Origin of the sequence: Streptomyces roseifaciens, from assembly GCF_001445655.1 — a bacterium.
GTDB lineage: Bacteria > Actinomycetota > Actinomycetes > Streptomycetales > Streptomycetaceae > Streptomyces > Streptomyces aureoversilis.
Genome location: NZ_LNBE01000001.1, coordinates 197,084 through 221,985, shown reverse-complemented (window position 1 = coordinate 221,985; position 24,902 = coordinate 197,084). Strand labels below are relative to the sequence as shown.

The 24,902-nt window shown below is 70.5% G+C and carries 22 protein-coding genes; 11 read left to right on the top strand and 11 right to left on the bottom strand.

The genetic code is table 11. From position 1 onward, the window contains the following. Window positions 1-155: 155 nt before the first annotated feature. The 4 genes from AS857_RS00910 to AS857_RS00895 all read left to right on the top strand — a co-directional run bounded on the left by AS857_RS00910 (window position 156) and on the right by AS857_RS00895 (window position 5,493). Window positions 156-1,709, top strand: coding sequence for a carbamoyltransferase C-terminal domain-containing protein (locus AS857_RS00910; RefSeq protein ID WP_058041143.1), 1,554 nt, complete (start codon window positions 156-158; stop codon window positions 1,707-1,709). A 20-nt stretch (window positions 1,710-1,729) separates the two neighbouring features. Next, entirely contained in the window at window positions 1,730-3,721 is a 1,992-nt protein-coding gene (locus tag AS857_RS00905; protein WP_160330161.1) for a glycosyltransferase, read from the top strand. Beyond that, window positions 3,709-4,626 carry a galactosyltransferase-related protein gene (locus AS857_RS00900; protein ID WP_058041141.1) on the top strand — a complete coding sequence of 306 codons (918 nt, stop codon included), beginning with the start codon at window positions 3,709-3,711 and terminating at the stop codon, window positions 4,624-4,626. Before AS857_RS00905 ends, AS857_RS00900 begins: the two co-directional genes overlap by 13 nt. Before the next feature lie 165 nt (window positions 4,627-4,791). After that, on the top strand, window positions 4,792-5,493 hold the full coding sequence (locus tag AS857_RS00895) for an aspartate/glutamate racemase family protein (RefSeq protein ID WP_058041317.1): 702 nt from the start codon (window positions 4,792-4,794) through the stop codon (window positions 5,491-5,493). 37 nt (window positions 5,494-5,530) lie between these two features. On the opposite strand, the gene AS857_RS00890 is transcribed toward AS857_RS00895, so the two are convergent. Further along, entirely contained in the window at window positions 5,531-6,439 is a 909-nt protein-coding gene (locus AS857_RS00890) for a GlxA family transcriptional regulator (protein ID WP_058041140.1), read from the bottom strand. 130 nt (window positions 6,440-6,569) lie between these two features. On the opposite strand from AS857_RS00890, the gene AS857_RS00885 reads away from it, so the two are divergent. After that, window positions 6,570-7,163: an MBL fold metallo-hydrolase gene (locus tag AS857_RS00885; protein ID WP_058041139.1), complete on the top strand. Its 594-nt coding sequence runs from the start codon at window positions 6,570-6,572 to the stop codon at window positions 7,161-7,163. 82 nt (window positions 7,164-7,245) lie between these two features. Here AS857_RS00885 and AS857_RS00880 read toward each other — a convergent pair whose 3' ends face one another. Beyond that, entirely contained in the window at window positions 7,246-7,890 is a 645-nt protein-coding gene (locus AS857_RS00880; protein WP_058041138.1) for an SRPBCC family protein, read from the bottom strand. Window positions 7,891-8,045: 155 nt separating this feature from the next. On the opposite strand from AS857_RS00880, the gene AS857_RS00875 reads away from it, so the two are divergent. After that, a complete protein-coding gene (locus AS857_RS00875) occupies window positions 8,046-8,699 on the top strand; it encodes a TetR/AcrR family transcriptional regulator (RefSeq protein WP_058041137.1) in 654 nt (217 codons plus the stop codon). Between the two features lie 20 nt (window positions 8,700-8,719). On the opposite strand, the gene AS857_RS00870 is transcribed toward AS857_RS00875, so the two are convergent. From AS857_RS00870 to AS857_RS00845, 6 genes are all read right to left on the bottom strand, one after another. After that, window positions 8,720-9,166, bottom strand: coding sequence for an SRPBCC family protein (locus AS857_RS00870; protein ID WP_079109959.1), 447 nt, complete (start codon window positions 9,164-9,166; stop codon window positions 8,720-8,722). Beyond that, complete coding sequence (locus AS857_RS00865) at window positions 9,163-9,963, bottom strand: ABC transporter permease (protein WP_058041136.1); 801 nt, start codon at window positions 9,961-9,963, stop codon at window positions 9,163-9,165. The genes AS857_RS00870 and AS857_RS00865 overlap by 4 nt, the downstream gene beginning before the upstream one ends. Beyond that, window positions 9,960-10,595: an ABC transporter ATP-binding protein gene (locus AS857_RS00860; protein WP_058041315.1), complete on the bottom strand. Its 636-nt coding sequence runs from the start codon at window positions 10,593-10,595 to the stop codon at window positions 9,960-9,962. Before AS857_RS00860 ends, AS857_RS00865 begins: the two co-directional genes overlap by 4 nt. 65 nt (window positions 10,596-10,660) lie before the next feature. Beyond that, complete coding sequence (locus AS857_RS00855) at window positions 10,661-11,728, bottom strand: polyprenyl synthetase family protein (RefSeq protein WP_063804126.1); 1,068 nt, start codon at window positions 11,726-11,728, stop codon at window positions 10,661-10,663. Window positions 11,729-11,928: 200 nt separating this feature from the next. Further along, a complete protein-coding gene (locus AS857_RS00850; protein ID WP_058041135.1) occupies window positions 11,929-13,308 on the bottom strand; it encodes an FAD-binding oxidoreductase in 1,380 nt (459 codons plus the stop codon). Between the two features lie 44 nt (window positions 13,309-13,352). Continuing rightward, complete coding sequence (locus tag AS857_RS00845) at window positions 13,353-14,282, bottom strand: antibiotic biosynthesis monooxygenase (protein WP_058041134.1); 930 nt, start codon at window positions 14,280-14,282, stop codon at window positions 13,353-13,355. Window positions 14,283-14,439: 157 nt separating this feature from the next. Here AS857_RS00845 and AS857_RS00840 point away from each other — a divergent pair, with 157 nt between their 5' ends. Beyond that, window positions 14,440-15,006 carry a nucleoside deaminase gene (locus tag AS857_RS00840; RefSeq protein WP_058041313.1) on the top strand — a complete coding sequence of 189 codons (567 nt, stop codon included), beginning with the start codon at window positions 14,440-14,442 and terminating at the stop codon, window positions 15,004-15,006. A gap of 526 nt (window positions 15,007-15,532) precedes the next feature. Here the strand turns inward: AS857_RS00840 and AS857_RS00835 are convergent. Next, window positions 15,533-16,540, bottom strand: coding sequence for a helix-turn-helix transcriptional regulator (locus AS857_RS00835; protein WP_058041133.1), 1,008 nt, complete (start codon window positions 16,538-16,540; stop codon window positions 15,533-15,535). 118 nt (window positions 16,541-16,658) lie between these two features. On the opposite strand from AS857_RS00835, the gene AS857_RS00830 reads away from it, so the two are divergent. Then, the gene (locus AS857_RS00830; RefSeq protein WP_058041132.1) at window positions 16,659-17,603 is read left to right on the top strand and encodes a Gfo/Idh/MocA family protein; all 945 of its coding nucleotides are present in this window, start codon (window positions 16,659-16,661) and stop codon (window positions 17,601-17,603) included. A gap of 98 nt (window positions 17,604-17,701) precedes the next feature. After that, on the top strand, window positions 17,702-19,999 hold the full coding sequence (locus AS857_RS00825) for an ATP-binding cassette domain-containing protein (protein WP_058041131.1): 2,298 nt from the start codon (window positions 17,702-17,704) through the stop codon (window positions 19,997-19,999). Between the two features lie 40 nt (window positions 20,000-20,039). On the opposite strand, the gene AS857_RS00820 is transcribed toward AS857_RS00825, so the two are convergent. Then, entirely contained in the window at window positions 20,040-20,867 is an 828-nt protein-coding gene (locus AS857_RS00820; RefSeq protein ID WP_058041130.1) for a VOC family protein, read from the bottom strand. Between the two features lie 21 nt (window positions 20,868-20,888). Continuing rightward, entirely contained in the window at window positions 20,889-22,610 is a 1,722-nt protein-coding gene (locus AS857_RS00815; RefSeq protein WP_058041129.1) for an MFS transporter, read from the bottom strand. Window positions 22,611-22,903: 293 nt separating this feature from the next. On the opposite strand from AS857_RS00815, the gene AS857_RS00810 reads away from it, so the two are divergent. Beyond that, window positions 22,904-23,884 (top strand): helix-turn-helix transcriptional regulator, encoded by a 981-nt coding sequence (locus AS857_RS00810; protein WP_058041128.1) that lies wholly within the window; start codon window positions 22,904-22,906, stop codon window positions 23,882-23,884. Continuing rightward, window positions 23,881-24,873, top strand: a complete 993-nt coding sequence (locus AS857_RS00805; protein ID WP_058041127.1) for a radical SAM protein — start codon at window positions 23,881-23,883, stop codon at window positions 24,871-24,873. Before AS857_RS00810 ends, AS857_RS00805 begins: the two co-directional genes overlap by 4 nt. Window positions 24,874-24,902: the final 29 nt, after the last annotated feature.

Here is a 24,902-nt window from a genome sequence, read left to right as displayed (position 1 = left end):
ACTCACCTCAGTCGAATTCCGGGTCATCCCCGGGACGATAGGTCCCGGCCCGGGTCCGGAGAACACGGCCGTGGGCTTTTCGGCCATGGCGCAGGGGCGGCACCCCGCGGGGAAACGCAAAGAGCAGTTCTTGTCCGACCGCCGAGGAGCAGGAAATGCTGATATTCGCCGTGAAGCCGGGTCACGACGGCACGATCGCCATCGTGCGGGACAGGAAACTGCTGTACTCGCTGGAGGCAGAGAAGGATTCGGGGAGGCGCTACGCCCCCATGGACGCCACGGGTCTACTGGAAGCTGCCGAGCTGGCCGGGGACCTGCCCGACGTCGTCGCCCTCGGCGGCTGGCAGCACCAGAGGCCGCTGGGTCACCGCCCCATCGGCGCCGGGTACGCGGGCCATCACGCCGTCGAACAGCGCCCGCTGCGCTTCTTCGGCAAGGACGTCCGCTACTTCTCCTCGTCGCACGAGCGCTCGCACATCATGATGGCGCTGGGCATGGCGCCTCCGGACGACGCCGAACTGCGCAGCGTCCTGGTGTGGGAGGGTGCGACCGGCGCCTTCTACGTCGTCGACCGTGACGGCCGCGTCGTGCGGCACATTCCGGTGCTCGACGAGCCGGGCGGCCGTTACGCCTTCCTCTACGCCGTCGCCGACCCTTCCTTCGAGCCGCGGGCCGCGGCGCCCCGCCTGGGGGATGCGGGAAAGCTGATGGCCTTGGCCGCCTACGCGGAACCCGGCGACGCGGACCGGGAGATCGTACGGGCGGTCGACCGGATCCTCGCCCTGCCGTCCGTCTATCCGCCGCCCAAGGAAGCCTTCCGGGACACCCCGCTCTACGACGCCGGTGTCGAGTCACCGCAGACCAAAGCCGCGGCAGCCCTGCTGAGCAACCGGCTCTTCGGGATCTTCGCGGACGCCGCCCGCACGCACCTGCCCGCCGGCACACCGCTGCTCATTTCCGGGGGCTGCGGGCTGAACTGCGACTGGAACGCCCTGTGGGCCGACCTCGGTCACTTCTCCTCCGTGTTCGTGCCGCCCGTCACCAACGACTCCGGCTCGGCCATCGGCACCGCCGCCGACGCCCTGGCCGCGCTCACCGGTGACCCGCACCTCGACTGGAACGTCTACAGCGGCCTGGACTTCGTCCACGACACCGAGCCCGACCCGGCGGTGTGGCACCGGTCCGCGCTCGACCACGCCTCCCTGGCCCGGGCCATCGGCGAGGGCGCGGTGGTGGCCTGGGTCCAGGGCCGCTGGGAGATCGGGCCACGCGCGCTCGGCCATCGCTCGCTGCTCGCGGAACCGTTCCGGGAGAGCACGAAGGAGCGGCTCAACGCCATCAAGAAGCGGGAGGACTACCGGCCCATCGCGCCCTGCTGCCGCGTGGAGGACACCGACGCCCTCTTCCACGGCGGCTTCGAGGACCCGTACATGCTCTACTTCCGCAAGGTGCGTTCCGTGGACCTGCGCGCCGTCACCCACGTCGACGGCTCCGCCCGCGTCCAGACCGTTTCGCCCGGCGACAACGCCGCCCTGCACACCCTGCTCTCGGCCTTCGCCGCGCAGTACGGGGCGGGGGTGCTGTGCAACACCTCGCTCAACTTCAACGGTCACGGATTCATCAACCACATGTCCGACCTGACGCACTACTGCCAGAAGCGGGGCGTCGACATCATGGCGGTGGGCGACCAGTGCTACCGCCGGCGGTGAGGGCGGAGGCGGGGGCCGGCGTGCGACCGAGCCTGCGGGTGGCCCTGGTCGTACGCGACTTCTCCCCGTCGTGGGACCAGGTGAGCCGCTACGTCCTCAACGCCGGCCGGCAGCTGGTGCGCGAAGGCCACTCCGTCCGTCTGCTGGCGGCCACCGGGGACTTCGCGACCGCCGGGCGCCACGGACTCCAGGCCGTTCCGCTGCCGGCACCGGACGAGAGCCACACCTACCTGACACCGGCGCACGCCCACGCCGACCGGGTCTACCGGGCCCTGCGGACCCTCGCCACCACAGGGCCCGGCCTCGACGCGGTGGAGTTCGCCGACCGCGACGGCGAGGGCCTGACCACGATCCGGGCCAAGCGCCTGCTCGGCGAGTTCCCGGACACTGCGCTCACCGTACGGCTGCACGCACCCGCCGCGCTGACCGCTCCGTTCAGCGGGGAGCAGCCGGGCGACACCGACCGGGCGATGGCCGCATACGCCGAGGACTACTGCCTGCGCCACGCCGACCTGCTGCTGCTCCCTTCGCGACGCGTCGCCGGATACGCACGGGCGCTCAACAGCAGGTGCCGCTACAGCCCCTGCCCCATCCCCCAAGCCGACCTCCAAGTGACGTCCGCGGGCCCCCGGCAGGTGACGTTCGCGGGCCCGCTGAGCCCCCTGGGCGGAGCCGACGTCTTCCTGGCCGCAGCCGCCCGCCTCGCCCGCGCCGACCCGCACGTCACCTTCACCCTGTTCGGCCCCCGGAGCGCCCACCGGCGGCTCGGGCTCCCCTACGACCAGCACCTCGCCCGGCTCGTCACCGGGCCGCTGCGCGGACGCGTCTCCTTCCTCGACCCCGCGGAAGTACCCGACCGGGCGCACCTCTGGCGGAACAGCCGCCTCTGCGTGGTCCCGGCCCGCTGGGACAACTGCCCGTACGAGGCGCTGGAGGCGATGAGCCACGGCTGCCCGGTGGTGTGTACCTCCGGCGGTGGCACGGCGGAGGTGGTCACGGACCAGGGGGCCGGTTTCATCACCCCCGCGGACGACCCGGGCGCGCTGGCCCGCCTGCTGGGCCGGCTCACCGGCGACGACCACCGGCTCCTGGGCGAGGCGGCACGCCGCGCGCCCGCCGCCGCCCGGGCCTACGGTGACCCCGTCGACGCCGCTCGACGGCTCGTCGGCCACTACCGCGAAGCGCGCCGCCCCCCGCGGACCGGATCCGCCGGCGGCATGCTCCCCACCGTCTCCGTCGTGATCGCCGTCTACAACAAGGGCCGCTGGTTGCCCGACACCCTCGCCTCCGTCCGCGCGCAGACCCACCCGCGGGTCGAGGTCGTGGTCGTCAACGACGGCTCCACCGACCCCGCGACCCGCGCCGCCTTCGACGCACTGACCGGCGTCGTCAAGGTCGACAAGCCCAACGGCGGTCCCGGATCGGCCTACAACGCGGGCGTCGCCGCGGCGCGCGGGGAGTTCATCCTCCCGCTCGACGGGGACGACCTGCTGCAGCCCGACTGTGTCGCCACCGCCGTGGCCGCCCTGCGCCGCGCCCCCGATCTGGGCCATGTCACCTGCTACGTGAGGCACTTCGACCTCGTGGACACGGTCGACGCACCCCTCGGCACCGTCCCCGGCCTGATGCCCTTCCTCAACACCGGCGGCAAACGCACCCGCCTCCTGCGCCGCTCGGCGCTGACCGCGATCGGCGGCTACGACGAGCGGCTGCCCACCCTCGACGACGTGGAACTGCTCATCCGGCTGGAGCGCGCCGGGCACCCGGGCGACGTCATCCCGCGTGTCCTCTTCTCCTACCGGCGGCACGCCGCATCGCTCACCTTCGCCTCCCCCGGCGAGCTGTTCCTCGAAGAGCACCAGTACATCCTCGCCAAGCACGCAGACCTGGTGGCCGCACAGGGCCCCGCCGCCTGCCACCACCTCCTGCACCTCTGGAAGAACCGCATCGAGATCAGCCACTCGGCCCGTCGGCGCCGCACCCTGCAGGAGGGTCCCTCATGCCCGAAGTGACCATCGCCATCCCGCTCTACGGGGACCACCGGGGCCGCGCCTGCCTCGCCACCGTCGCCGGGGCCTGGCTGGCGCAGGACGTACCCTGCGAGGTGGTGATCGCGACCGCGGGGGACCTTGCCGGGGACCTCGCCGCAGTCCTCCCGGGGGTACGGGTGATCCGCGCCGACCCGGGCATCCGGTCGGCGGGCGTGCTGCGCAACATCGCCGCCGCCGCTGCCCGCTCGCCCCTCCTGTGCCTGACGGACGCCGACGTCCTCCCGCTCGGCCGGGACTATCTGCGGCGGTGCCTGGACCTGGCGGGAGACGCTGCTCTCGCCCAGCCCTGGATGTACCGGCTTCCCGGTGGTGTCGAGGCCCTCGCCCGTACCGGCACCGTTCTCGCGGAAGCCGTCGGCATGCGGGTGACGGCGACGGTCGGGCGGTCATGCTACGTCAGGGCGGCGCCCGGTCCGGCCCTCGTCCCCGACACCGGTGAACGGCTCGAATGGGAAGTACTGGGAGTGGGCGCTCTGCAGGTGCCCACCCCGATGGTCTGGCCGCCACGGGCCGCGTACGATCCCGGCCTCCCGAAGTACATGCAGCGTCAGGCGCCCTTCCACTGGGGGCAACTCCTGCTGCCGGCAGACCGGTTCGCAGAGATCGGCGGATACTGTGCGGCCTACGCGGGCTGGGGCTGCGAGGACGACGACCTGCTGGTGAAGCTCGTCTCACGCGCCCCGCTGATCCGCCTCTGGCACACCGGCGCCTCCCTCGCCTGCCTCCATCTGGAACACCCCCGCCACTACGTCGCAGGGCCGGAGCGGCCCGCCAACGAGGACCGCCTCCGGCAGCGCCTGGCGGCGGGCCCGGCAGCCATGATCGAGGAAGACCTGCGCAGTGGTGGTCGGTTCCGCACCCCGTAGGAAATCCCATTCGCAAGTCCGCTGTCTGCAACCGACTTCTGGCAAGCCACACCTTGAAGCACTCAAAGCAACTCTTATGAGAGTGCGACACATCCGCCTGCTGCCTTATGGTTCGTGTGAACGCGGTGCCGTACAAGGAGCAGGAGCATGGGCGTGGACACGGGCATGAAGACGATCGGGCTGATCGGCGGGATGAGCTGGGAGTCGACGGCGGAGTACTACCGGATCCTCAACGAGCGGACGCGCGAGCGGCTCGGCGGTCTCCATTCGGCCCGCTGCGTGCTCCACTCCGTGGACTTCGCGGAGATCGAGCAGCTGCAGGTCCAGGGGCGCTGGGCGGAGGCCGGCGAGGTCCTGGCCGACGCCGCCCGGTCGTTGGAAGCGGCCGGCGCCGATCTGCTGCTCATCTGCACCAACACCATGCACAAGGTCGCGGACTCCGTCGAGGCCGCGACCTCGGTCCCGCTCCTGCACCTCGCGGACGCCACCGCAGCCGCCGTCCGCGCCGCGGGGCTGCGCCGGGTGGGGCTGCTGGGCACCGCGTTCACCATGGAGCAGGACTTCTACCGGGGCCGCCTCGCGGCCGGCGGGCTCGACGTGTGCGTCCCGGACTCCGAGGGACGTGCGCTCGTTCACCGGGTGATCTACGAGGAGCTCTGCATGGGCGTCGTCCGCGACGAGTCGCGTGCGGCCTACCGCAAGGTCGTCGAGGAGCTCGTCGACGCGGGTGCCGAGGGCGTCATCCTGGGGTGCACCGAGATCGAGCTCCTCATCGGCGCCGACGACAGCCCCGTACCGCTCTTCCCCACCGCCCGCTTGCATGCGGAGGCTGCGGTCGACGCGGCCCTGACCGCACACGTCGATTGAGCACACCGATCGCTCTTGTCCCGCTTCACGTGATCCGCTACGGCGCGCTGGTGAAGGAGCGGCGGTAGGAGCGGGGTGGCACTCCCCGGCGGCGCACGAACTGTTCGCGCAGGACGGCCGCGCTCCCGTATCCCACGCGGCGGGCGATCTCCTCGACCGGCAGGTCCGTGGTCTCCAGGAGTTCCTCGGCGCTGCTCAGTCGCAGGCCGCGGAGCCAGGCGTGCGGGGTGGTTCCGGTGGCGGCGGCGAAGCGGCGGGCGAAGGAGCGTTTGCTCATCACGGCGCGACGGGCCAGCTCCGCGACGGGAAGCGGTTCGTGGAGGTGCTCGCGGGCCCAGGCGAGCACCTCGGCGAGCCGCTCGTCCTGGCAGTTCTCCGGGACGGGAGCGGCCAGGTACTGCGCCTGCCCGCCGTCGCGGTGGGCGGGCAGCACCATGTCCCGGGCGATGGCGTTGGCCATCGCGGCTCCGTACTCCCGCCTCAGCAGGTGCAGACACAGATCGAAGCCCGCGGCGGCTCCCGCTCCCGTGGTGATCCGCCCTTCGTCGATGTAGAGGGCGTCGGGTTCGACGGTGACGGCCGGGTGGCGACGGGCCAGCAGTTCGGCGAACCGCCAGTGGGTGGTGGCGCGTCGGCCGTCGAGCAGCCCGGCGGCGGCGAGCGCGAACGCGCCGACGCAGTGGGCGGCGACCAGCGAACCGCGTTCGTGTGCGGCCGACAGCGCGTCGAGCACGGCGGGACCGGGCGGGGTGCGGAAATCGGCCCATGGCAGGGCGATCACCAGATCGGCTGCGGCCAGCCGGTCCAGGCCGTGCTCGATGGCGATCGGTACGCCGACGTCGGTGGGGACCGGCCCGGGCCGGTCGGTGCACAGGGCGAAGTCGAAGCCGGGCAGCCCCTCCCCGCGCGGGGCGAACACCTCGGTGACGATGCCGACGGCCAGCATGCCGACTCCGGGCGGGGCGTACGCGGCGACGGTAGCGAAAGGAGGCACGTGAGCAGTGTGGCACGAAACCTGCGATCAGCGGCAGATGTGCCACTCGTGAACGGCAGGCCGGCCCGGAAGCATTGAGGCCATGACAGACGCACCGCTCGGCCGCAGCGCCGTGTACACGATCCTGACCACCGGCTACGTCGGCTCCACCGGACCCGGAGTCGCCGCCACCGTCTCGTACGTCTCCGACGCCGGCCGGCATGTCATCTTCGACCCGGGCATGGTGGCCCACCGCGACCACATCCTCGGCCCGCTCGCGGAGTTGGGGCTCGGGCCCGACGACATCACCGACGTGGTGCTCAGCCACCACCACCCGGACAACACCATGAACGTGGGCCTGTTCGGCCGGGCCCGGGTCCATGACCACAAGGTGGAGTACCGGGGCGACCAGTGGAAGAACCGGGACGCGGAGGGCTACGAACTGACCCCGTCGCTCCGGCTGATCCGCACTCCGGGACACAGCCCCGAGGACATCACGCTCCTGGCCGGCACGGACTCCGGCGTGGTGGCGTTCGCCGGCGACCTGTGGTGGCACTCGGAAGGGCCGGCGGACGACCCCGTCGCCCCGGACCGCGAGGTACTGCGCGCCTCCCGGCTTCGCGTGCTGGCCGCCGCCGACCTGATCGTGCCCGGCCACGGCGGCCCGTTCGAGGCGGACGACACCGTGCCGCGCTAGGGCTTGTCCGGGCGTCGCCGCCGCCCTCCTCTCGCATGAGGCCGAGGGGAACGGCGGCATAGGTCCGGGGCTGGCTGTTCGTTCAGTGCGGCCGGTTGTGGGTGGTGGCTTCGGCGGTGGTCTTGAGGTCGCGCAGCCATGCTTCGAGGCCCTGGTGGAGGATTTCGGTCGCGGCAGGGACGTCCGCTTCGACCTCGGCACCGGTATGGGTCTCTTCGGTGCTCACACGGACGCCGCCCTTGACCCGGGTGAAGTTCCATACGTGGACGCCGTCGATGCGCAGACCCTCGGCGACCGCGGGACCGGTCCAGCGGATACAGGAGTCGCGCTTGAGCTGTTCGACGGTTGAGGTGATCTCCAGGCTGGTGGCGGGAGTCGTGGGGTTGGGAGGCACCGGGGTCGTCCACCGGAACGCCGAACCCTTGCGGAACGGACCATGGTCGAGGCGCTTCATGGCCGTGATGCCGCCTTGCCAGGACGGCCAGCGCTCCACGTCGGTCTGCAGCTTCCAGATGGTGCGCAGCGGTGCGTGGATGACGGTCTCGGTCCGGGAGCGGACGAGGGCGTCGGGGTCGACGCCTTCCCCGCGGCAGGTGAGGGACTTGACGGGGTGAGTGGCGGTGGCGGCGGCCCCGGCCGGCGCGGCAGCGATGCCGAGGAGGCCGATGGCGACGAGCGGGACGGTGAACAGGGCAGCGCGGACGCGGGTGCTGCGGATACCGGACACGATTTTCCCCTTGTCAGCCGGTTAGCAGGCAGGCTAGAAGCTCGAACCTTCGTTAGAAGTTATAACGCGATGCGAAGTGAGGGGTCAACAGGTCCGTGATAGCCTCTAACCACATCTTGAAGGTGTAGCCACATAAACGGGGAAGGTGGCAGGCCATGGCGACGACGGACGCGAGCGGCCCACGGGAGCGCTATCGCACCCAGGTGCGCGCGGAGATCAAGAAGTACGCCTGGGAGCAGATCGCCACGGCGGGGGCTTCCGCGCTCTCCCTCAACGCGATCGCCAAACAGATGGGCATGAGCGGGCCCGCGCTCTACCGGTACTTCGCCGGCCGCGACGAGCTGATCACCGAACTCGTCCGGGAGGCGTACCGAAGCCTCGCCGAGACCCTCCGCACGGCCTCCGCCACCGGTGCCGGCCTCGCCGCACTGGCCCACGCCCTACGAGCCTGGGCCCTGGAGGACCCCCAGCGGTACCTCCTCGTCTACGGCACCCCCGTCCCCGGCTACCGGGCACCCGAGGACATCACGGGCATCGCCGACGAGATCATGAAAACCCTGCTCGACGCGTGCACGGCGCTCGCCCCGGACGGCCCCGCGACTCCGTTCACCGCCCACCTGGAAGACCACCGCGAGTGGGCCGACGGACACCCCGCCCCGCCCGCGGCCCTCCACCGGGCCCTCGCCGTCTGGACCCGCCTGCACGGCGTCCTGTCCCTGGAACTCGCCGGCCACTTCACCAACATGGGCTTCGACCCCGCCCTGTTCTTCACAGCCGAACTGGACGACCTCCTGGCACACCCAGCCTGACAACGCACGCGGTGCAACGCCTACGCGGACCTGTTCAGCCTGGCACCGCGCTGTCCCGATCGCATGGCCACGGCGTGGTTGAGGTGGAAGAACGGGCGTGCCAGTGGCATCCAGCGCCGCAACGCGGCCTTCCTGACGCTGACGCGCTCGGTGAAGGAGGCCACGCAGCCGTGCCCGCCGTCGTCTCCCACGTGCCATCGCACGTTGCCCGCGATGCCCCCTTCGAGTGCCGCGTCCAGGACACGCTCGACCGGATCCTGGACGAGAGGTGTCAGCCGTACCGTCAGCTCGTAGGGCATGATCGACCTGATGACGATCTCGCACTCCCGTTCGCCGGTCTGCTTCACGGAACGGAAGGCCGGCCACCACTCGGGGTAGTGCTCGATGTCGGCAAGCTTCGCGTACATGACGCCGGGCGGGAGCGGTGCCCTCCAGAGTCCGGCGAAGTGCATCTCGTGGCGGCTCACGTCGGTCTCCTTGTCGGCTGTGTGCTCCGGGGCACTCGGAGGTGGTTGCGGGTGCGAGCGAAGAAGGCGGCGGTTCCGAGTCCCCACATGAGCAGGAACCACAGCGGGCCGAGCAGGAGGTGTCCGTACGGGGTGTCCGTGGAGGTGAAACCTGCTGCAACGCTGACCTGTGTCGGACCGTAGCCGGGGAGCAGTTGGAGCCCGTCCTTGTCGGCTCCCGTATTGCTCATGGGGTTCTGCAGCATGGTGTCGAGCAGGCTCGCCATGATGATGACGAACAGCGCCGCCAGCTCGTTGCGCAGAAAGGCGCCGAGGAGGACGCCGATACCGCCGTAAGCGACCGCGGCGGTGAACAGACCGAGCGCGAGGAGCCCCGGCCGGACGGGATCCCAGTACCAGCAGATGACGGCCGTGGTGTAACCCGCGATGAGGGCGGAGGCGACGGTCATGGCAATGACCTTGCTCAGGAGCAGAAAGGTCCGGGGGTAGCCGGCGAACGCGAGCCTGCGGTCGAAGGCGAGGGACTTGAAGGTCGTGATGAACATCATGAAGCCGACGATGAGCGTCACCGTGTTGACGGCCCCGGACACCATCGTCAGATGATTTCCGTTGACGGTGACGGTACGCCCCGTCGCGCGCAGCAGGAACCGCGCCGGCGCCGGGGTGACGAACAAGTGCTCCAGCGTCAGCCAGAGGGGGATGTACACGACGATCAGCACCAGGGCGAGATGGTTGCGAGCGTGTTCCAGGAGAGCGAACGAGGCGCCCGTGCGGAGCCCTCTCCGAGTCCAGGTCAACGGTCCGCCCCTCGCGTCGTCACCGCGCGCTTCACGTCGGACTCCCCCGGTGCTGCCACTCCGTGACGCAGACGGAGCACGATGTCGAGCCGCTCGGTGTCCCAGGCCAGGTGCGACACGACGAGGACGCAGCGCCCCCGCTCGCGGAGCCGGGCCGCGACGTCCCAGAAGCGGAGGTACGTCTCCCAGTCGAAGCCCTGGTACGGCTCGTCCAGCAACAGCACGTCCGGGTCGTGCATGAGCGCCAGGGTGAGATTGAGCTTCTGCCGGGTACCTCCGCTGAGGGCGTCCACACGGGTGTGCCGGTATTCGGCGAAACCGAGTTCTTCGAGCAGTTCCCCGGCCCGGCCGAGCCCCTCCAGGTCGTAGGCGGTCCGGAACCAGCTCAGGTGCTGGTCGACCGTGAGGGAGTCGTTGAGCACGGTCTCCTGCGGGCAGTACCCCAGGGAGCCACCGTGCTCGACCTCGCCGGAGTCGGCAGCGATCTGGCCGCACAGGATGCGCAGCAGCGTGCTCTTCCCGGAGCCGTTCTCACCCACGACGCCTGCCAGTGTGCCCGGCTCCAGGCTGAACGAGACGCCTCGGAGCACGCGGCGCGACCGGTAGGACTTGTGTACGTCGTGCACGCGCAGAGCATGCGGGGTTCGGGGCACGGCGAGTGCTTCCTCCTGCGTAACGATCGTCGTCGTGGTGACTGTCAGCTGCTACGGCGGGACAGGTCGGTGATGAAATGCCGCCACTGTTCCCGCACGTCGGCAGGGATTGCCGCCTCGCCGAGGGCGGCGGTTGCCGAGGCCACGTGACGGACAGCCATCTCCTCGGCACGTCGTCTGCTCTCTGTCTCCTCCAGCAGCCGCATGGCTTCGGGGACGTCAGCCGGAGCCGGCGGACCGGAGTCCAGCAGGGCCGCGAGCCGCTGACCGGCGGCGGTGCCGGAGCCGACCGCAAGCAGCAGGGGCAACGTCTTCTTGCCGCGCATCAGATCCGTCCCGACGGGCTTCCCGGTGATCGTGCTCTCACCCCACAGGCCGAGGATGTCGTCGAGGATCTGGAAGGCCACCCCCAACTCGCTCCCCGCGGAGTGGAGTGCCTGCGTCACGGGAGCCGGCGCGTCGGCCAGCACGGCGCCCAAGGCCGCGGCACAGCCGAAGAGGGCGCCGGTCTTGCCGCGTGCCATGCGCACGTACTGGTCCGGCGAGACCTCGCTCACGGACCACCCTTCGAGCGAAAGGTCCTCCGCCTGCCCCTCCACCATCTTCTCCACGGCCACGATGAGAGCGTTGGTGGCCGCAGCAGCCCCGGGAGCCTGCGCCTGGAAGATCCCTGCTACCGCCTGCACGACGAGGGCGTCACCGGCGAGCACGGCCGGGCCCGTACCGAACGCGGCCCAGGCAGCGGGCCGACCGCGCCGCTCGGTGTCACCGTCCATGACATCGTCGTGCAGCAGGGAGAGCTGGTGCACGAGCTCGACGGCCGTTCCGGCTACGGCGGCGAACCGCTCCGGCGCTCCGACGGAGCGGACCGACAGCACCGCCAGCGCCGCGCGCACACGCTTGCCGGCTCGCTGCACGAGGCCCTCGGAGCCCTCTGCGTCCCACCCCATGTGGTAGCGGCACACCTTGGCCACGGACGGATGAAGCCGTGCCACGATCCGGCGCAGCTCGGGCTCGACGAGCGCCGTCCCCCGCTCCAGGATCTCCCCACTTCCCGGCGGCCGCTTCGACGTGCCGTGCGAGACAGCGCTGTGCAACAGAATGCGTGTCATTACTGTCTCGTCCCCCAGTGGTCTGCAGCCCGAGTGGTCATCTCCGGCCTTCGCCCATCGCATAACGAACCGGACGATCGGGGAGTTACGGCGGCAGTCGCGGTCCGGCCGGATTCAGCAGCCGGCTGCCCGTGCTCGCTGCCGGCAAAGACCACCTCGATACGTCCGAGACATCCGAGGCGTCCGCCGGGGCCCTCGGCTCACGGTGCCAGGTAGGAGTGGAAGACGTTCTCCGGGTCCCATGCGGCTTTGAGCTCCTGCAGGCGGTCCCAGTCGGCGGGTGCGTACGAGCGCCGGGCCCGGGAGGCGTCGGCTTCCAGGTCCGTCTCGGCGATGTAGTGCCCGCCGTGCCCCGACGGATCGGCCGAAGCCATGGCGTCCCGCAGCCACTGCGCGTTGGTCGCGTCCGCAGCGGGATCGTTCCAGATCGCGTAGCACACGAGGTAGGACTCGCCGAGCGGCGAGAAGGCCATGTTCCGTAGCAGGGCGGGCTCTTCGGATACGGGCTGCACCGGCGCGAGCACGAGAGAATTACCGGAGGGCGCGTGGGCCACCGCGTCGGCCATACGGTTCAGTTGCGTCTCGTACGACTCCTCCGACCACAGCGTGTCGGCCGCGTACCGGTGCGCCGAAAGCCATGCCGCACCGGTGCCCTGGTGCAGGCGGGCGAACGACGTCGGCTCGGGCTCCTGCCGGAGGACGATGCTGTCGGCGAAGGGGCAGGACCCGGCGGGCGAGAAAGCGGCAAGTGCTTCCTCGTGCGTCGTGGCGAATGTGGTCATGCCGACCAGGATCCGCGGACCGGGCGGTGCTGTGGTGGTCGGTTCACCGGAAGCCGTGAGGACGAGAGCCGTCTCGACGTTCACCGGGAGTTCGCGTGCGACCTGTTCCGCCCAGGCCGCCACGGGACCGGTTGCGGCCAGTGGGAAGGTGAGGCTGGTGGTCACGACGGCCCCCGGGTGGGGGTGCAAGCGGAGCCGGAAGCGGGTGACGACGGCGAAGAAGCCGGGCCCCGCGCCGCGGGCGGCCCAGAAGAGGTCGGGGTTCTCGGTCTCGCTGCAGGTGACCGTCCGGCCGTCGGCGGTGACGGCCTGGATCTCCAGGACGTCGGCGCATGACGGTCCCCAGGCGCGAGAGTTCCAACCGAGTCCGCCGCTGAGCAGGAATCCGCCCACCGCGACGGAAGGGCAGTGGCCCACGGGAAAGGCGAGGTCGTACGGAGCCAGCGCCTTGACCAGATCCTCCCCGGTGGCGGCGGGCCCCACAGCGGCCGTCGCCGATCCCGGGTCGATGCTGCACCGCCGGAGCCCGGAGAGGTCGATCAGCAGGCTCCCGTCGCGGAGCTGGGAGCCGGACCAGTTGTGTCCACCGGAACGCGTCGAGATGCGCAAGCCCCCGGAGCGTGCGTAGGAAAGGGCCTCCGGAACGTCCCGCTCGGACGCCGCCTGCACGATGGCCTCGGGGAAGCGCTCCGGTTTGAGCCCGTTCCACACCGCGGCGTCCCTGGCTCTGTCGTACGCGCGGTCGCCCCGCCGGATCAGGGTTCCTTCGAAGCGTGCTGAGGGTGAGCGCCCGGACATCCTCGCCTCCTCGATGGGCCTGTTGCGGCCGGCGGTGGGGTCGGTCAGTGGGTTGTCAGGCCGAAGACCACGATGATCAGGAGATAACAGAGCACCACTGCCGCAGCACCCGCCACGTGGACGCGGAGGCTGCGCGCGCGGCTGGGTGCGAGCCAGAAGCCCAGAGCCTTGTTCACCAGAGGCATCAGTACCCAGGTCAGTATGCTGACGCTCAGTACGTTGCCGATGAACAGGCCTATGTATCCGGGCACCTTGAGATCGTCCAGCTCGTATCCCACGGTCAGGTTCAGCACCATGACCGTGGGATAGAGCGCGAGGATCACGGACATGGCCTGCTTCCAGTTGGGCGGAGCAGCGTCCTGCGCGCCCTTGCCGAAGCGGAACCAGCCGCTGAATGCGGACCCGACCTTGCGTACGTCGTAGGAGGCGAAGTAGGCGCGCCCCTCTTCGAGCAGCCTGCTGCGGGCATCGGACTCGAGCCATTCCTCGAGGTGCTCGCGGGAGTCGAACCGGAAGACGGCGACCCAGCGTTCCTCGACCCCCTCGACCGGTTTGAACAACTCGGACCCCATGAATCCGGGGGACTTCTCCTGCGCTTTGAGGACCTTCTCCTGCCACCGCAGGAAGCCCTCCTCGCGCCCGGGCTTCACCTGGTGGGAGATGACGGCCGTGACGGTCTCGGGGGTCTGTTCGGCCGTGGTGCCGCCGCGGAGCACCTCTTGTGTCGGGTCCTCTTCGAAGAGTCTCCGGCCTTCGGCGAGCAGTTGCTGCCGGCGGTCCGATTCCAGCCAGGCGGTGAGGTAGTCGATCCCGGAGAATCGGAATACTGCTACCCATTCGTTTTCGGAGCCCGCGCCGGGCGGGTACACCTCGGATCCCTCGAACCCGTCGAATTCGCGGGCCGCCTCGTTCGTCCGGTTCTGCCAGCGCTGGTACTCGTCGGCGTGGCCTGCGCGCACTTTCTGCGAGGTCACAACGGTGGCATTCTCGGCCGTGGAGTCACGGCTTGCACGTGGACTCACCTGGAGTAGCCTAGTCGATAGGGTATTTACAGGGCAAACCGGGCGTTTTATTACCTGCTCCGCGAGCCCCCTCCGCAGCGGGAAACCGACGCCGATGGGAGACTCCGCGATGGAACACAAAGAGCTCATCACCGAAGCGGTGCGCCTCGCCACCGAGTCCGTGGAGAACGGCTGGGGCGGCCCCTTCGGCGCAGTGATCACCCGAGACGGGGAGATCATCGCCCGCGGACAGAACCGGGTCCTGCTGACCGGAGACCCCACGGCCCACGCCGAAGTCGAAACCATCCGCAAGGCCGTGCAATACCTCAACCCCGAGGCGCCGTCGATCGCCGAAGAGCATCAGAACGAGAGCACGCTGGAATACGTCCCCCGCCCTGAAGGCTCACCGGACCCCGTACCCGAGCGGGCCCGCATGCTCCAAGGCTGCTCCATCTACATCAGCGGCGCTCCGTGCCCGATGTGCATGAGCGCCATCTACTGGTCCCGGATCGACGCCGTCTACTTCAGCTGCGCCTTGGACGACACCCGGCGCATCGGTTTCGACGATTCGTTCCAGTACGAGGACTTCGGGAAGCCGCTCGACGAGCGGAGAATCAAGATCGAGCAAATGCATCCCGAAATCGGCGCGCACGCCTACGACGCATGGACGAACAAGCCGAACCGGCACCCGTATTGAGCGGATGCTCCGCCCCGACGTCATAGTCTCCTCAGTGCGATCCGGTCATGTACGAGTCGGTCACGCCGGCCGACTCCGAAATGTCGATCAGCGGTATTTCAGTCGGGCGTTGGCACCTGATGACACCAGCGTTGGTCACGCAATCACCTGTGGCAAGGCAGGCATGCGTGACGCAAGGGCGCAGCGCTGGTGAAGGAAAGCGGATATTCGGCCTTGAATGGACTGGAACGAGCCGCGAGCGGCAGCATCGAGCGCGGCATGCACCCCCCGTCGGCGACGATTCACCTGACGCATCACCAGCCGGGTGGGGAGGGTGCATGGGGAAACAGGTCAAGTGCGGTTCGACTCGAACGAAGTCGGGCAAGCCGTGCAAGAAGCCTGCGATGATCGGGTACTCCCGCTGCCAGATTCACCGAGGCGAGTGGAACCCGCCGCAGCAGAAGAGGACCAAGAAGCGCCGCTGACAGATTCGGGGGCTCCGAGGCAGCCGAGCCCTCGGAGCCCCGCGCCCCGCTTCTTTCTTTACTCACCCCTGTTCTCCGGCCGGAGGCGTATCGGGCACGCCTCTGCCCTCCGTGAGCCGTAGAGTGCGTCGCGCCGTGTCGCGCAAGTGGGCGAGGACTTCCGGGTCGGCCTCGACAGTGGTGATCCCGCCGAGTGCCGCGAGGAGTTGGGCGATGCGGTGGAGGGAGTCACCGGAGAGGTCGACCGTGCAGGTGTCGGTACCGATGGGCGTGACGCGCTCGGGCAGGCCCTGGGTGCGGGCGAGGACGGCGTCCGCGGGGGCCGCGACCGTGGCGACGGCGCGGTAGCGGGCGGGCGCAGAGGCGATCTTCGCGGCCACGTAGGCGGCGGGGTCGGGTGCGGGCAGTTCGCGGGGCGGGACGCGGTGGCCGGTGGGGGCAGGGTCGGTGATGCGGTCGAGGCGGTAGGTGCGCCAGTCGTCTTTGCGGGTGTCGTAGGCGACGAGGTACCAGCGACCGGCCGCGGGGACGAGACTGTGGGGTTCGACGCGGCGGGGGCAGGGGGTGCCGTGGCGGGTGGCGTAGTCGAAGGTGACGATCTCGTGGTCGCGGCAGGCCGCGGCCAGCAGGGCCAGCACCGCCGGGTCGGCCCGGTTGCGTGCATCGCCTCCGTAGGCGACGGGTGCGGTGGTGGCGTGCTGGAGTGCGGTGACCTGGGCGCGCAGGCGGGCGGGGAGGACCTGTTCGAGTTTGGCGAGGGCGCGTAGGGCGGTTTCCTCGATGCCGGTGACGTCCGTGGTGGCGGTGCGCAGGGCGACGGCAACGGCGATGGCCTCGTCGTCGTCCAGGACCAGTGGCGGCATGGCGGTGCCGGCGGCGAGGCGGTATCCGCCTGCGCGGCCGGTGGTGCCCTCGACGGGATAGCCGAGCTCGCGCAGGCGGTCGATGTCGCGGCGCAGGGTGCGGGTGGTGACGCCGAGCCGGTCGGCGAGCTCCGTACCGGCCCATTCGCGGCGGGCCTGGAGGAGCGAGAGCAGCCGGAGCATCCGGGCGGGCATGTCGGTCGTCATGCCTCCACTGTGACTCCACATGCGGACGAGTCATGTCCTAAAAGGCTCCTAGCGTGGGATTTGCCGGAGGGAACGAACCAGATGATTCCCTCGCATATCGCTGAGGAGATGTGTCGCCATGAAGATCGGACTGCTGGGAACCGGATTCGCCGTCGCCCACGCCGGCGTCTACGCCGCCCGCCCCGGCACCGAGGTGGTCGTCTACGGACGCAGCCCCGAGAAGCTCGCGATGTTCGCCCGGAACTTCGGCTTCGCCACGACCACGGAGGTGGACGCGATCTACGACGACCCGGACGTCGACCTGGTGGACGTCTGCCTGCCGACGGCCCTGCACAAGGAGCACATCCTGCGGGCGCTGGCGGCCGGCAAGCACGTGCTGTGCGAGCTGCCCATCGCCCCCACCGTCGCCGAGGCCGAGGAGATCACCCGCGCCGCCGAAGCGAGCGACAAGCACGTGTTCATCGACATGTTCATGCGGGTGCACCCGGCCGTGCAGCACCTGCACCGGGTGATCCGGGACGGCTCCCTCGGTGAGCTGCGCGCCCTGCGCTCGTACCGCAAGGCCGGCCCGATCTGGGGCCCGGTCGACCTGGGCCTGGGCAAGCTCGCGCTGGAGGTGATGCTCTCCGACCTGGACTACACCGTCGCCGCCCTCGGCCTGCCGCGGGAAATCCACGCCACCGGGGTCACCGCCGGCGACGGGCGGGCCGCTGCCGAGACCGTGCTGCGCTACGACGACGCGGTCGTGGAGTACACCGCCTCGTCGATGGTCCCGGCCTCGTACGGCGTCACCCACGGCTTCGAGGCCACGTTCACCGAAGGGGTCCTCGAACTGCACGAGCGTCCCTTCGAGCGCACCGGCCCGGTCATGCGCCTGACCGAGTACACCCCGGCCGGCTCCCGCGAGGTCGGCCTCTCCCCCGCCGACAACTACACCGCCGCGATCAACCACGTTCTGGACTGCGTCGCCAAGGGCACCGAGGACACCCTCCTCACCCCACGCGCGGCCACCGAGACGCTGCGACTGGCGCTCGACGTCGACCAGGCCCTCACCCGGTCCTGACCCCACCCCTTCAGTCCTGTCCCCGCCCCCTCCCGGACCGGGGCCGCCCAGACCGTCACCGCCTGGTCCGGGCCCGCACCACCTGCCAGGAGCACCGCATGAGCACCAAGCCCCGTCGTGACGATCACGGCATCGTCATCACCCGTGCCCGCGAGCACAACCTCAAGGACGTCTGCCTGACCATCCCCAAGGGGATGATCACGGTGTTCACGGGGGTGTCCGGATCCGGAAAGTCCTCGGTGGTCTTCGACACGATCGCCGTCGAGTCCCAGCGGCAGCTCAACGAGACCTTCCCGGCCTTCGTCCGCAACCGCCTGCCGAAATACGAGAAGCCCGAGGCCGACGGCATCGGCAACCTTTCTCCCGCGATCGTGGTGGACCAGAAGCCGGTCGGCGGCGGGAGCCGCTCGACGGTCGGCACGATGACGGACATCGCCTCGCTCATACGGCTGCTGTTCTCCCGCGCGGGCACGCCGTCCGCGGGCATGTCCACCGCGTACTCCTTCAACGACCCCTCCGGGGCCTGCCCCACCTGCCAAGGGCTCGGCCGTACCGTCCAGCTCGACCTGGACCGCTTCTTCGACCGGAGCAAGTCCCTGAACACCGGGGCCCTGCTCTTCCCTCTGTTCAATGTCGGGGGCGTGCAGTGGACGCTGTTCACCCGCTCCGGACTGTTCGACAACGACAAGCCGCTGCGCTCGTACACGAAGAAGGAGTGGCAAACGCTGCTGCACGGCAGCACCGACGGCGAGGTGAAGATCGAGCTTGCGACCCGGATGGGGACCCAGAACGTCACCTACGAGGGCATCGTCGACCGCTTCAACCGGCTCTACCTCAACCGGGACCTTTCCACACTCTCGAAGCGGACACGGGACGCGGTGGAGAAGTTCACCACCGACGCCGAGTGCCCCGGCTGCCGGGGCGCACGGCTCAATGCGGCCGCCCTGAAGACGAAGGTGGGCGGGCTGTCCATCGCCGACCACATGGCCATGGAGATCACCGACCTGATCCGCGTCCTGGGCGAGGTCGACCATCCTCTGGGTACGCCGATCGCGAGGGCGGCGATCGAAGGTCTGCGGCGCATCGACGAGATCGGGCTGGGCTATCTGCACCTGGGCCGGGAGACCGGTTCGCTCTCCGGCGGCGAGGGGCAGCGGCTGAAGATCGTGCGCAACCTGGGCTCCAGCCTCACCGGCATGACCTACATCTTCGACGAGCCCTCCACCGGCCTGCACCCGCGCGACGTCCACCGCGTGGGCAAGCTGCTGACCCGGCTGCGGGACCAGGGCAACACGCTGCTGATCGTCGAGCACGACCGGGACGTCATCGCGCTGGCCGACCACGTCGTCGACATGGGCCCCGGCGCCGGCACCCATGGCGGTCACGTCGTCTTCGAGGGCAGCGTCGCCGGCCTGCGCCGGGCACGAACCCTCACGGGCCGCCACTTGGGCCGTGCGCTGCCGGTGAAGGAGGACGTCCGCACCCCCACCGGGCACCTGCCGGTCACGGGGGCGAGCCTGCACAACCTCAAGAACGTGTCCGTGGACATCCCCACCGGTGTCCTGGTCGCGGTCACCGGCGTGGCCGGGTCCGGCAAGTCCACGCTCATATCGGAGGAGTTCACCGCCCGGCATCCCGAGGCGGTCTTCATCGACCAGAGCGCGATCGGCGCGAACTCCCGCTCCACCCCGGCAACCTGGGTCGGGATCATGGACACCGTGCGCAAGCTCTTCGCCGACGCCAACGGCGTTCCGGCGGGCCTGTTCAGCTTCAACTCCACCGGCGCCTGCCCGGCCTGCGGCGGAAAGGGCACCGTCACCGCGGACATGGCCTTCGCCGACCCGGTCACCACGGTGTGCGAGTCCTGCCGCGGCCTTCGCTACAGCGCCGAGGCGCTCGCGCACACCCTGCGCGGCAGGACGGTCACCGATGTCCTCGCCCTGACCGCCGAGGAGGCATGCGCGTTCTTCACCGGACGGGGAGAGAAGGGCGTGCGGGCGGCGCTGGAGACGCTCGTGGAGGTCGGGCTCGGCTACCTCACACTGGGGCAGCCCTTGTCGACCCTGTCCGGGGGCGAACGCCAGCGCCTGAAGCTCGCCGGGCACCTCGGCAGCCGCAGCAGCATCTACGTGCTGGACGAGCCCACCACCGGCCTGCACATGGCGGACGTGGAAACCCTCCAGCGGCTGCTGGACCGGCTGGTCGACGACGGCAACACGGTCATCGTCATCGAGCACAACCTCGATGTCGTCAAGCGCGCCGACCGGGTCATCGACATGGGCCCGGAGGGCGGCCGCCACGGCGGGCAGGTCCTGTTCACCGGAACCCCCGCCCAGTTGCTCGAGCACCGCACCTCCCACACCGCACGAGCCCTGCGGAAGGACCTGGCTGCATGACAGGGCCCGGCGCCGGCGCGCCGGGCCCCTTCCTCATGCGTCAGGGCTGCCGGGGCATCGAGAACAGGCCGAAGCGGTTGCCCTTCAGGTCGATCAGGCGGGCGAAGGCCAGCCCGTCCGGGTTGCCGTCCGGACCGTGCTCGACCGTCGCCCCCGCAGCGACGGCCCCGGCGACCGTCGCGGCCACATCGGTGACCATGAACGAGGGCATGGTGTAGTCGGCGCCGCCCGGGCCGGTGCTGTGGTCGTACATGCCGCCCGAGGGCCACTCGTTTCCGGTGAAGACGTTGTAGTACGGCTTGCCGCCCGCACTGTCGTCCTTCTCGAACCGCCAGCCGAACGCGGCCTCGTAGAACTCGCGGGTGGCCCGCGGGTCGGTGGTGCCGATCTCGAACCAGGCGAAGCCGCCCGGGACGGGCGCGTAGGCGGCCTGCTCGATGTGCTCCTCCGTCGCGGCCGCCCGCTCTTCCAGCTGCTCCGAGGTCGTGCGGGAGAAGAGGGCGAAGACGTTGCCGAGCGGGTCGCGGAGCCGGGCGAAGACGGTGACCTCGCCGACCGTGGTGGGCGGGACGACGACGGTCGCGCCGAGCCTCTTCAGGCGCTCGACGTCATCGTGGACGTCCGCGGACAGCACGGAGAGGTTGACGGCCTCGCCACCGGTGCCGCCGCTCCCGCCCTGCTCGATCGCGCCCATGGGCCACGGGGCGCCCGGGGCCATGATGCGGGTGTAGACGCGTCCGTCGGTGGAGGAGTCCTGGTCGGTCTCGAAGGTCCAGCCGAGCACGCTTCCGTAGAAGTCCCGCACGGCGGCGATGTCGGCGGTGCCGATCTCGAACCAGACTACGGATCCGGGGGACATGAAGCTCATGAGAAGGCTCTCTTCCTGCGTTCAGGCCGTGTTGACAGCGGTTGTGGGGGTGGTGTCCTGCTGGTCCGCCGCGGGGTCCGGCGTACGGACCTTCCGGGGCAGGGCGAACATCAGCAGGAGAGCTGCGGCGATCAGTCCCGTGACGTACAGGACGCTCTCGCCGATCGTGTCGGTGTAGGTCCGCGCGTTGGCCTGCTGTCCGGCCCGTCGCAGGGCGTCCGCGGCACGCGGGTCGCCGTGCGCAGGCGCCAGGGCGGTGCAGCTGCCCGGGGTGCGGCCGGGGTCGGCCTGGGCGGCGCGTTCGCGGTGGCACATCGTGAATGCGGTCACCGCACGGTCGGCCTGCTCGGTGCCGAGCGACGTGGTGGCCAGGTCGGTGCGGAGCCTGGCGGTGACGTCGTCGTTCGCCGTGTGGCTGCTGAGCAGTCCGAAGAAGACGACCGCGACCAGGGCCGCGCCGAAGGCGCTGCCGAGCTGGCCGGCCGTGGCGCTGACACCGGAGGCGGAGCCCGCGTCACGGACGGGGACGTCGGTCAGGACGGTGTCGGTGAGCGGGGCGACGATCATTCCCATGCCGAGTCCGAGGACCACCATGGGCCAGGCCATCTGCCAGTAACCGATCGCCGGTCCCGCCGCGCCGACCTGCCATGAGAACAGCAGCAGTCCCGCGACCATCAGCAAGGCGCCGGCCTGGAGAACGATGCGGCCGAACCTGGGCACCAGTGCGCCCATCGCCAGCCCGGCGCCGGCCATGACGGCGACGGAGAACGGCAGTCCGGCCAGGCCAGCGCGCAGGGCGCTGTAGCCGAGGCCGATCTGAAGGTAGATCATCCAGGCGAGGAAGAACACGCTCAGACTGAGCGTCACCAGCAGCTGCACGCCGATCCCGGCGCTGAAGCTGCGGGCCTTGAACAGCCCGGTGGGCATCAGCGGGCTGTCGTCACAGGCGGTCTTGGCCCTCTGGTGCACGACGAACACGGCGAGCACGCAGACGCCGGCGGCCATCATGAGGAAGGTCCAGACGGGCCAGTCCAGCGAACGGCCCTCGGTGAGCGGGTAGATGAGCATCAGCAGGCCCAGCGCGGCCAGCCCCATGCCCACGAGGTCCACGCGCGGCGGCTGCTCGGCCTTCGACTCGCCCATCGCGCGGGAGGCGATCAGCAGGGCGGCCAGGCCGACGGGCAGGTTGATCAGGAAGATCGGCCGCCAGGACAGGTCGAACAGGTCGGCCTGTACGAGGATGCCGCCCAGGACGGGGCCGAGGATGGTGCCGGTGGCGGTGATCGCCCCGTGGATGCCGAAGACCTTCGCCCGCTCCCCCTTGGGGAAGGTGACGTGCACGGTCGCCAGGACCTGCGGAACCATCAGACCCGCCATCGCGCCCTGCGCGACGCGCGCGGCGATCAGCATCGGCGCGTTCGCCGCGAGCCCGCACAGCGCGGACGCCACGGTGAACCCGGCGATGCCGAGCAGGAACATCCGCTTGCGGCCGAAGACGTCACCGAGCCGCCCGCCGGTGATCAGCAGCAGCGCGAAGGTCAGCGCGTACCCGGCGACCGTCCACTGCACGGCGGTGTAGGACGCGCCGAGGTCGTCCTGGATGTGGGGGATGGCGACGTTGACGATCGTCACGTCGATGACGTCCATCAGCGTCGCCGTCAGCAGCGCGGCCAGGGCCGGCCAACGGCGCGGATCAGGCGGAGCATGGGAGGGGACGGAGGAGGCGGTGGCAGGGGGATTCATCGAGGTACTCCAGGTGGGGTATCGCGCGTGGCGGCTGCACGGTGTGGAGAGCGCGGTGCGGGGAGAGCCGTGTCCCGGCGCCGAGAAAAGGGAGCAGGCGTCAGCGTCGGCCGATGCAGCGGGAGCGTCTGTGAAGCTCTGATACGACCGTAGAAAGCCAATAGGCCAGGACATGACCTATTGGCTTCCCGGCCGGGCCCGTCCGGACCTGGTCGGGTGAAATGCCTGATCAGAGGGCCTGGCGAAGCGCAATAGGCCGGGAAATGTCCTATTGGGCTGTCATCCTCCCGGGCATGAGTGATACACCCGCCCGCCTTCTGCGACTGCTCTCGCTACTGCAGTCCCCGCGCGAATGGCCGGGCCACGAGCTCGCCGACCGCCTCGGCGTGAGCCCTCGCACCATCCGCCGCGACATCGACCGCCTGCGCGAACTCGGCTACCCCGTCCACGCCACCCAGGGCAACACCGGCGGCTACCGGCTGACCGCCGGCACCGCCATGCCACCCCTCCTCCTGGACGACGAGGAAGCCGTCGCCATCGCCATCGGTCTGCGCGCCGCCGCGGCCGGCTCGGTCACCGGCATCGAGGAGACCTCCGTACGCGCTCTCACCAAGCTGGAACAGGTCCTCCCCTCCCGGCTGCGCCGCCGCGTGACCGTGCTCCAGGAAGCCGCCGTCGCCGTCCCCCAGGGCGGCCCCACCGCCGATGCCGAGCACCTGGCACTGATCGCGGCCGCCTGCGTCGCGCACGAGAAGCTCCGCTTCACCTACCGCGCCGCGAACGGCAGCGAGACGCGGCGCCTGGTCGAACCCCACCGGCTGGTGGCCGCCGGGCGCCGCTGGTACCTGGTCGCGCACGACTGCGACCGCGCCGACTGGCGCACCTTCCGCCTCGACCGCCTCACCGACCCCTTGCGCACCGGCGCCCGCGTACCGGCCCGCGAGCTGCCCGAAGGGGTCGACGCCGCGACGTGGGTGGCCGGCACCCTCAGCGGAACCGCCGGTCACCGCGCCCTGCTGCTCGTCCACGCCCCCGCCGAGCAGGTCGCCGACCGGATCCCGGCCACCCTCGGCGTCGTCGAAGCCGCCGACGAGGACACCTGCCGCCTGCTCACCGGGGCGGACTCCCTCGAATACCTCGCCTACCGCGTCGCCGTCCTCGGCTTCGACTTCGACGTCCTCGACCCGCCCGAACTCGGCGAACACCTGCGGGTACTGGGCGAACGCGTCCTGCGTGCCGCACGCAGCGCCGGGCAGGAAGCCGGTGCGCGATGAGTGAACAGCCCGGGCTCTTCGACACGGCCCTCGTCACCCCGCCACCCGCACCGGCCCCCGGCTTCCGGGACATCACCTTCCACGAGAAGCGGGCCCGGACCCTGCTCAACAAGGTCGCGGGCGCGCGGCCGGGCGGCATGGCCTGGACCCTCAACCCGTACCGGGGCTGCACCCACGCCTGCACGTACTGTTTCGCCCGCGACGGCCACGCCCGCCTGGGCTTCGACACCGGAGCGGGCTTCAACACCCAGGTGGTGGTGAAGACCAACGCCGCCGAGGTGCTGCGCCGCGAACTGCGCGGCGGGAAGACCGGCGAGGACTGGGTCATGGTCGGAACCTCCACCGACTGCTACCAGCGCGCCGAGGGACACTACCAGCTCATGCCCGGCATCCTGCGCGCCCTCGCCGACCACCGCGTCAACTTCACCACGACCACCAAGAGCGCCCTCCTGCGCCGCGACATCCCCCTCTACGCCGCAGCCGCGCGCGCCGCGAACGTCCTCGTCATGACCTCGCTCGGCTCCCTCGACGAACGCGTCCGGCGCGCCTTCGAACCCCACGCCGCACCTCCGCGCGCCCGCCTGGCCACCGTCGCCGCCCTGCGCGCGGCCGGAGTCCCCGCGGGTGTCCTCATCTCCCGCGTCATCCCCCACGCCGGCGACCACCCCGACGCCCTGAACGCCCTCGTCGATGCCTGCGCCGACGCCGGGGCCGTCACCGTCTGGCCCGACGTCATGCGCATCAGCCCCGGCGCCCGCGACTGGTTCCTCGGCCAGTCGGCGGCCCACCTCCCGCCCCACCTCCACGAGCGCCTGGCCGTCTCCTATGCCGTCGACCGCGCCATGCCGTACGCCTACGTCCGCGACGTCACCGCCCACATCCACGCCCGGGCCGCCGGCCACGGCCTGCCACGGTGGGAGGACTACATACGCGACGTCAGCAGCAGCCGTACCCCGGATACGGGAAGCCCCCGCTCCCGCGGCCGCTGACAGGCCGTGGAAACGGGGGCGGTGCCGTG

What these genes read in the sequence shown, in the direction of transcription:
- AS857_RS00910 (WP_058041143.1), top strand. Translation starts at nt 156, where the DNA reads ATGCTGATATTCGCCGTGAAGCCGGGTCACGACGGCACGATCGCCATC.
- AS857_RS00900 (WP_058041141.1), top strand. Translation starts at nt 3,709, where the DNA reads ATGCCCGAAGTGACCATCGCCATCCCGCTCTACGGGGACCACCGGGGC.
- AS857_RS00895 (WP_058041317.1), top strand. Translation starts at nt 4,792, where the DNA reads ATGAAGACGATCGGGCTGATCGGCGGGATGAGCTGGGAGTCGACGGCG.
- AS857_RS00890 (WP_058041140.1), bottom strand. Translation starts at nt 6,439, where the DNA reads ATGCTGGCCGTCGGCATCGTCACCGAGGTGTTCGCCCCGCGCGGGGAG.
- AS857_RS00885 (WP_058041139.1), top strand. Translation starts at nt 6,570, where the DNA reads ATGACAGACGCACCGCTCGGCCGCAGCGCCGTGTACACGATCCTGACC.
- AS857_RS00875 (WP_058041137.1), top strand. Translation starts at nt 8,046, where the DNA reads ATGGCGACGACGGACGCGAGCGGCCCACGGGAGCGCTATCGCACCCAG.
- AS857_RS00855 (WP_063804126.1), bottom strand. Translation starts at nt 11,728, where the DNA reads ATGACACGCATTCTGTTGCACAGCGCTGTCTCGCACGGCACGTCGAAG.
- AS857_RS00850 (WP_058041135.1), bottom strand. Translation starts at nt 13,308, where the DNA reads ATGTCCGGGCGCTCACCCTCAGCACGCTTCGAAGGAACCCTGATCCGG.
- AS857_RS00840 (WP_058041313.1), top strand. Translation starts at nt 14,440, where the DNA reads ATGGAACACAAAGAGCTCATCACCGAAGCGGTGCGCCTCGCCACCGAG.
- AS857_RS00835 (WP_058041133.1), bottom strand. Translation starts at nt 16,540, where the DNA reads ATGACGACCGACATGCCCGCCCGGATGCTCCGGCTGCTCTCGCTCCTC.
- AS857_RS00830 (WP_058041132.1), top strand. Translation starts at nt 16,659, where the DNA reads ATGAAGATCGGACTGCTGGGAACCGGATTCGCCGTCGCCCACGCCGGC.
- AS857_RS00825 (WP_058041131.1), top strand. Translation starts at nt 17,702, where the DNA reads ATGAGCACCAAGCCCCGTCGTGACGATCACGGCATCGTCATCACCCGT.
- AS857_RS00820 (WP_058041130.1), bottom strand. Translation starts at nt 20,867, where the DNA reads ATGAGCTTCATGTCCCCCGGATCCGTAGTCTGGTTCGAGATCGGCACC.
- AS857_RS00815 (WP_058041129.1), bottom strand. Translation starts at nt 22,610, where the DNA reads ATGAATCCCCCTGCCACCGCCTCCTCCGTCCCCTCCCATGCTCCGCCT.
- AS857_RS00810 (WP_058041128.1), top strand. Translation starts at nt 22,904, where the DNA reads ATGAGTGATACACCCGCCCGCCTTCTGCGACTGCTCTCGCTACTGCAG.
- AS857_RS00805 (WP_058041127.1), top strand. Translation starts at nt 23,881, where the DNA reads ATGAGTGAACAGCCCGGGCTCTTCGACACGGCCCTCGTCACCCCGCCA.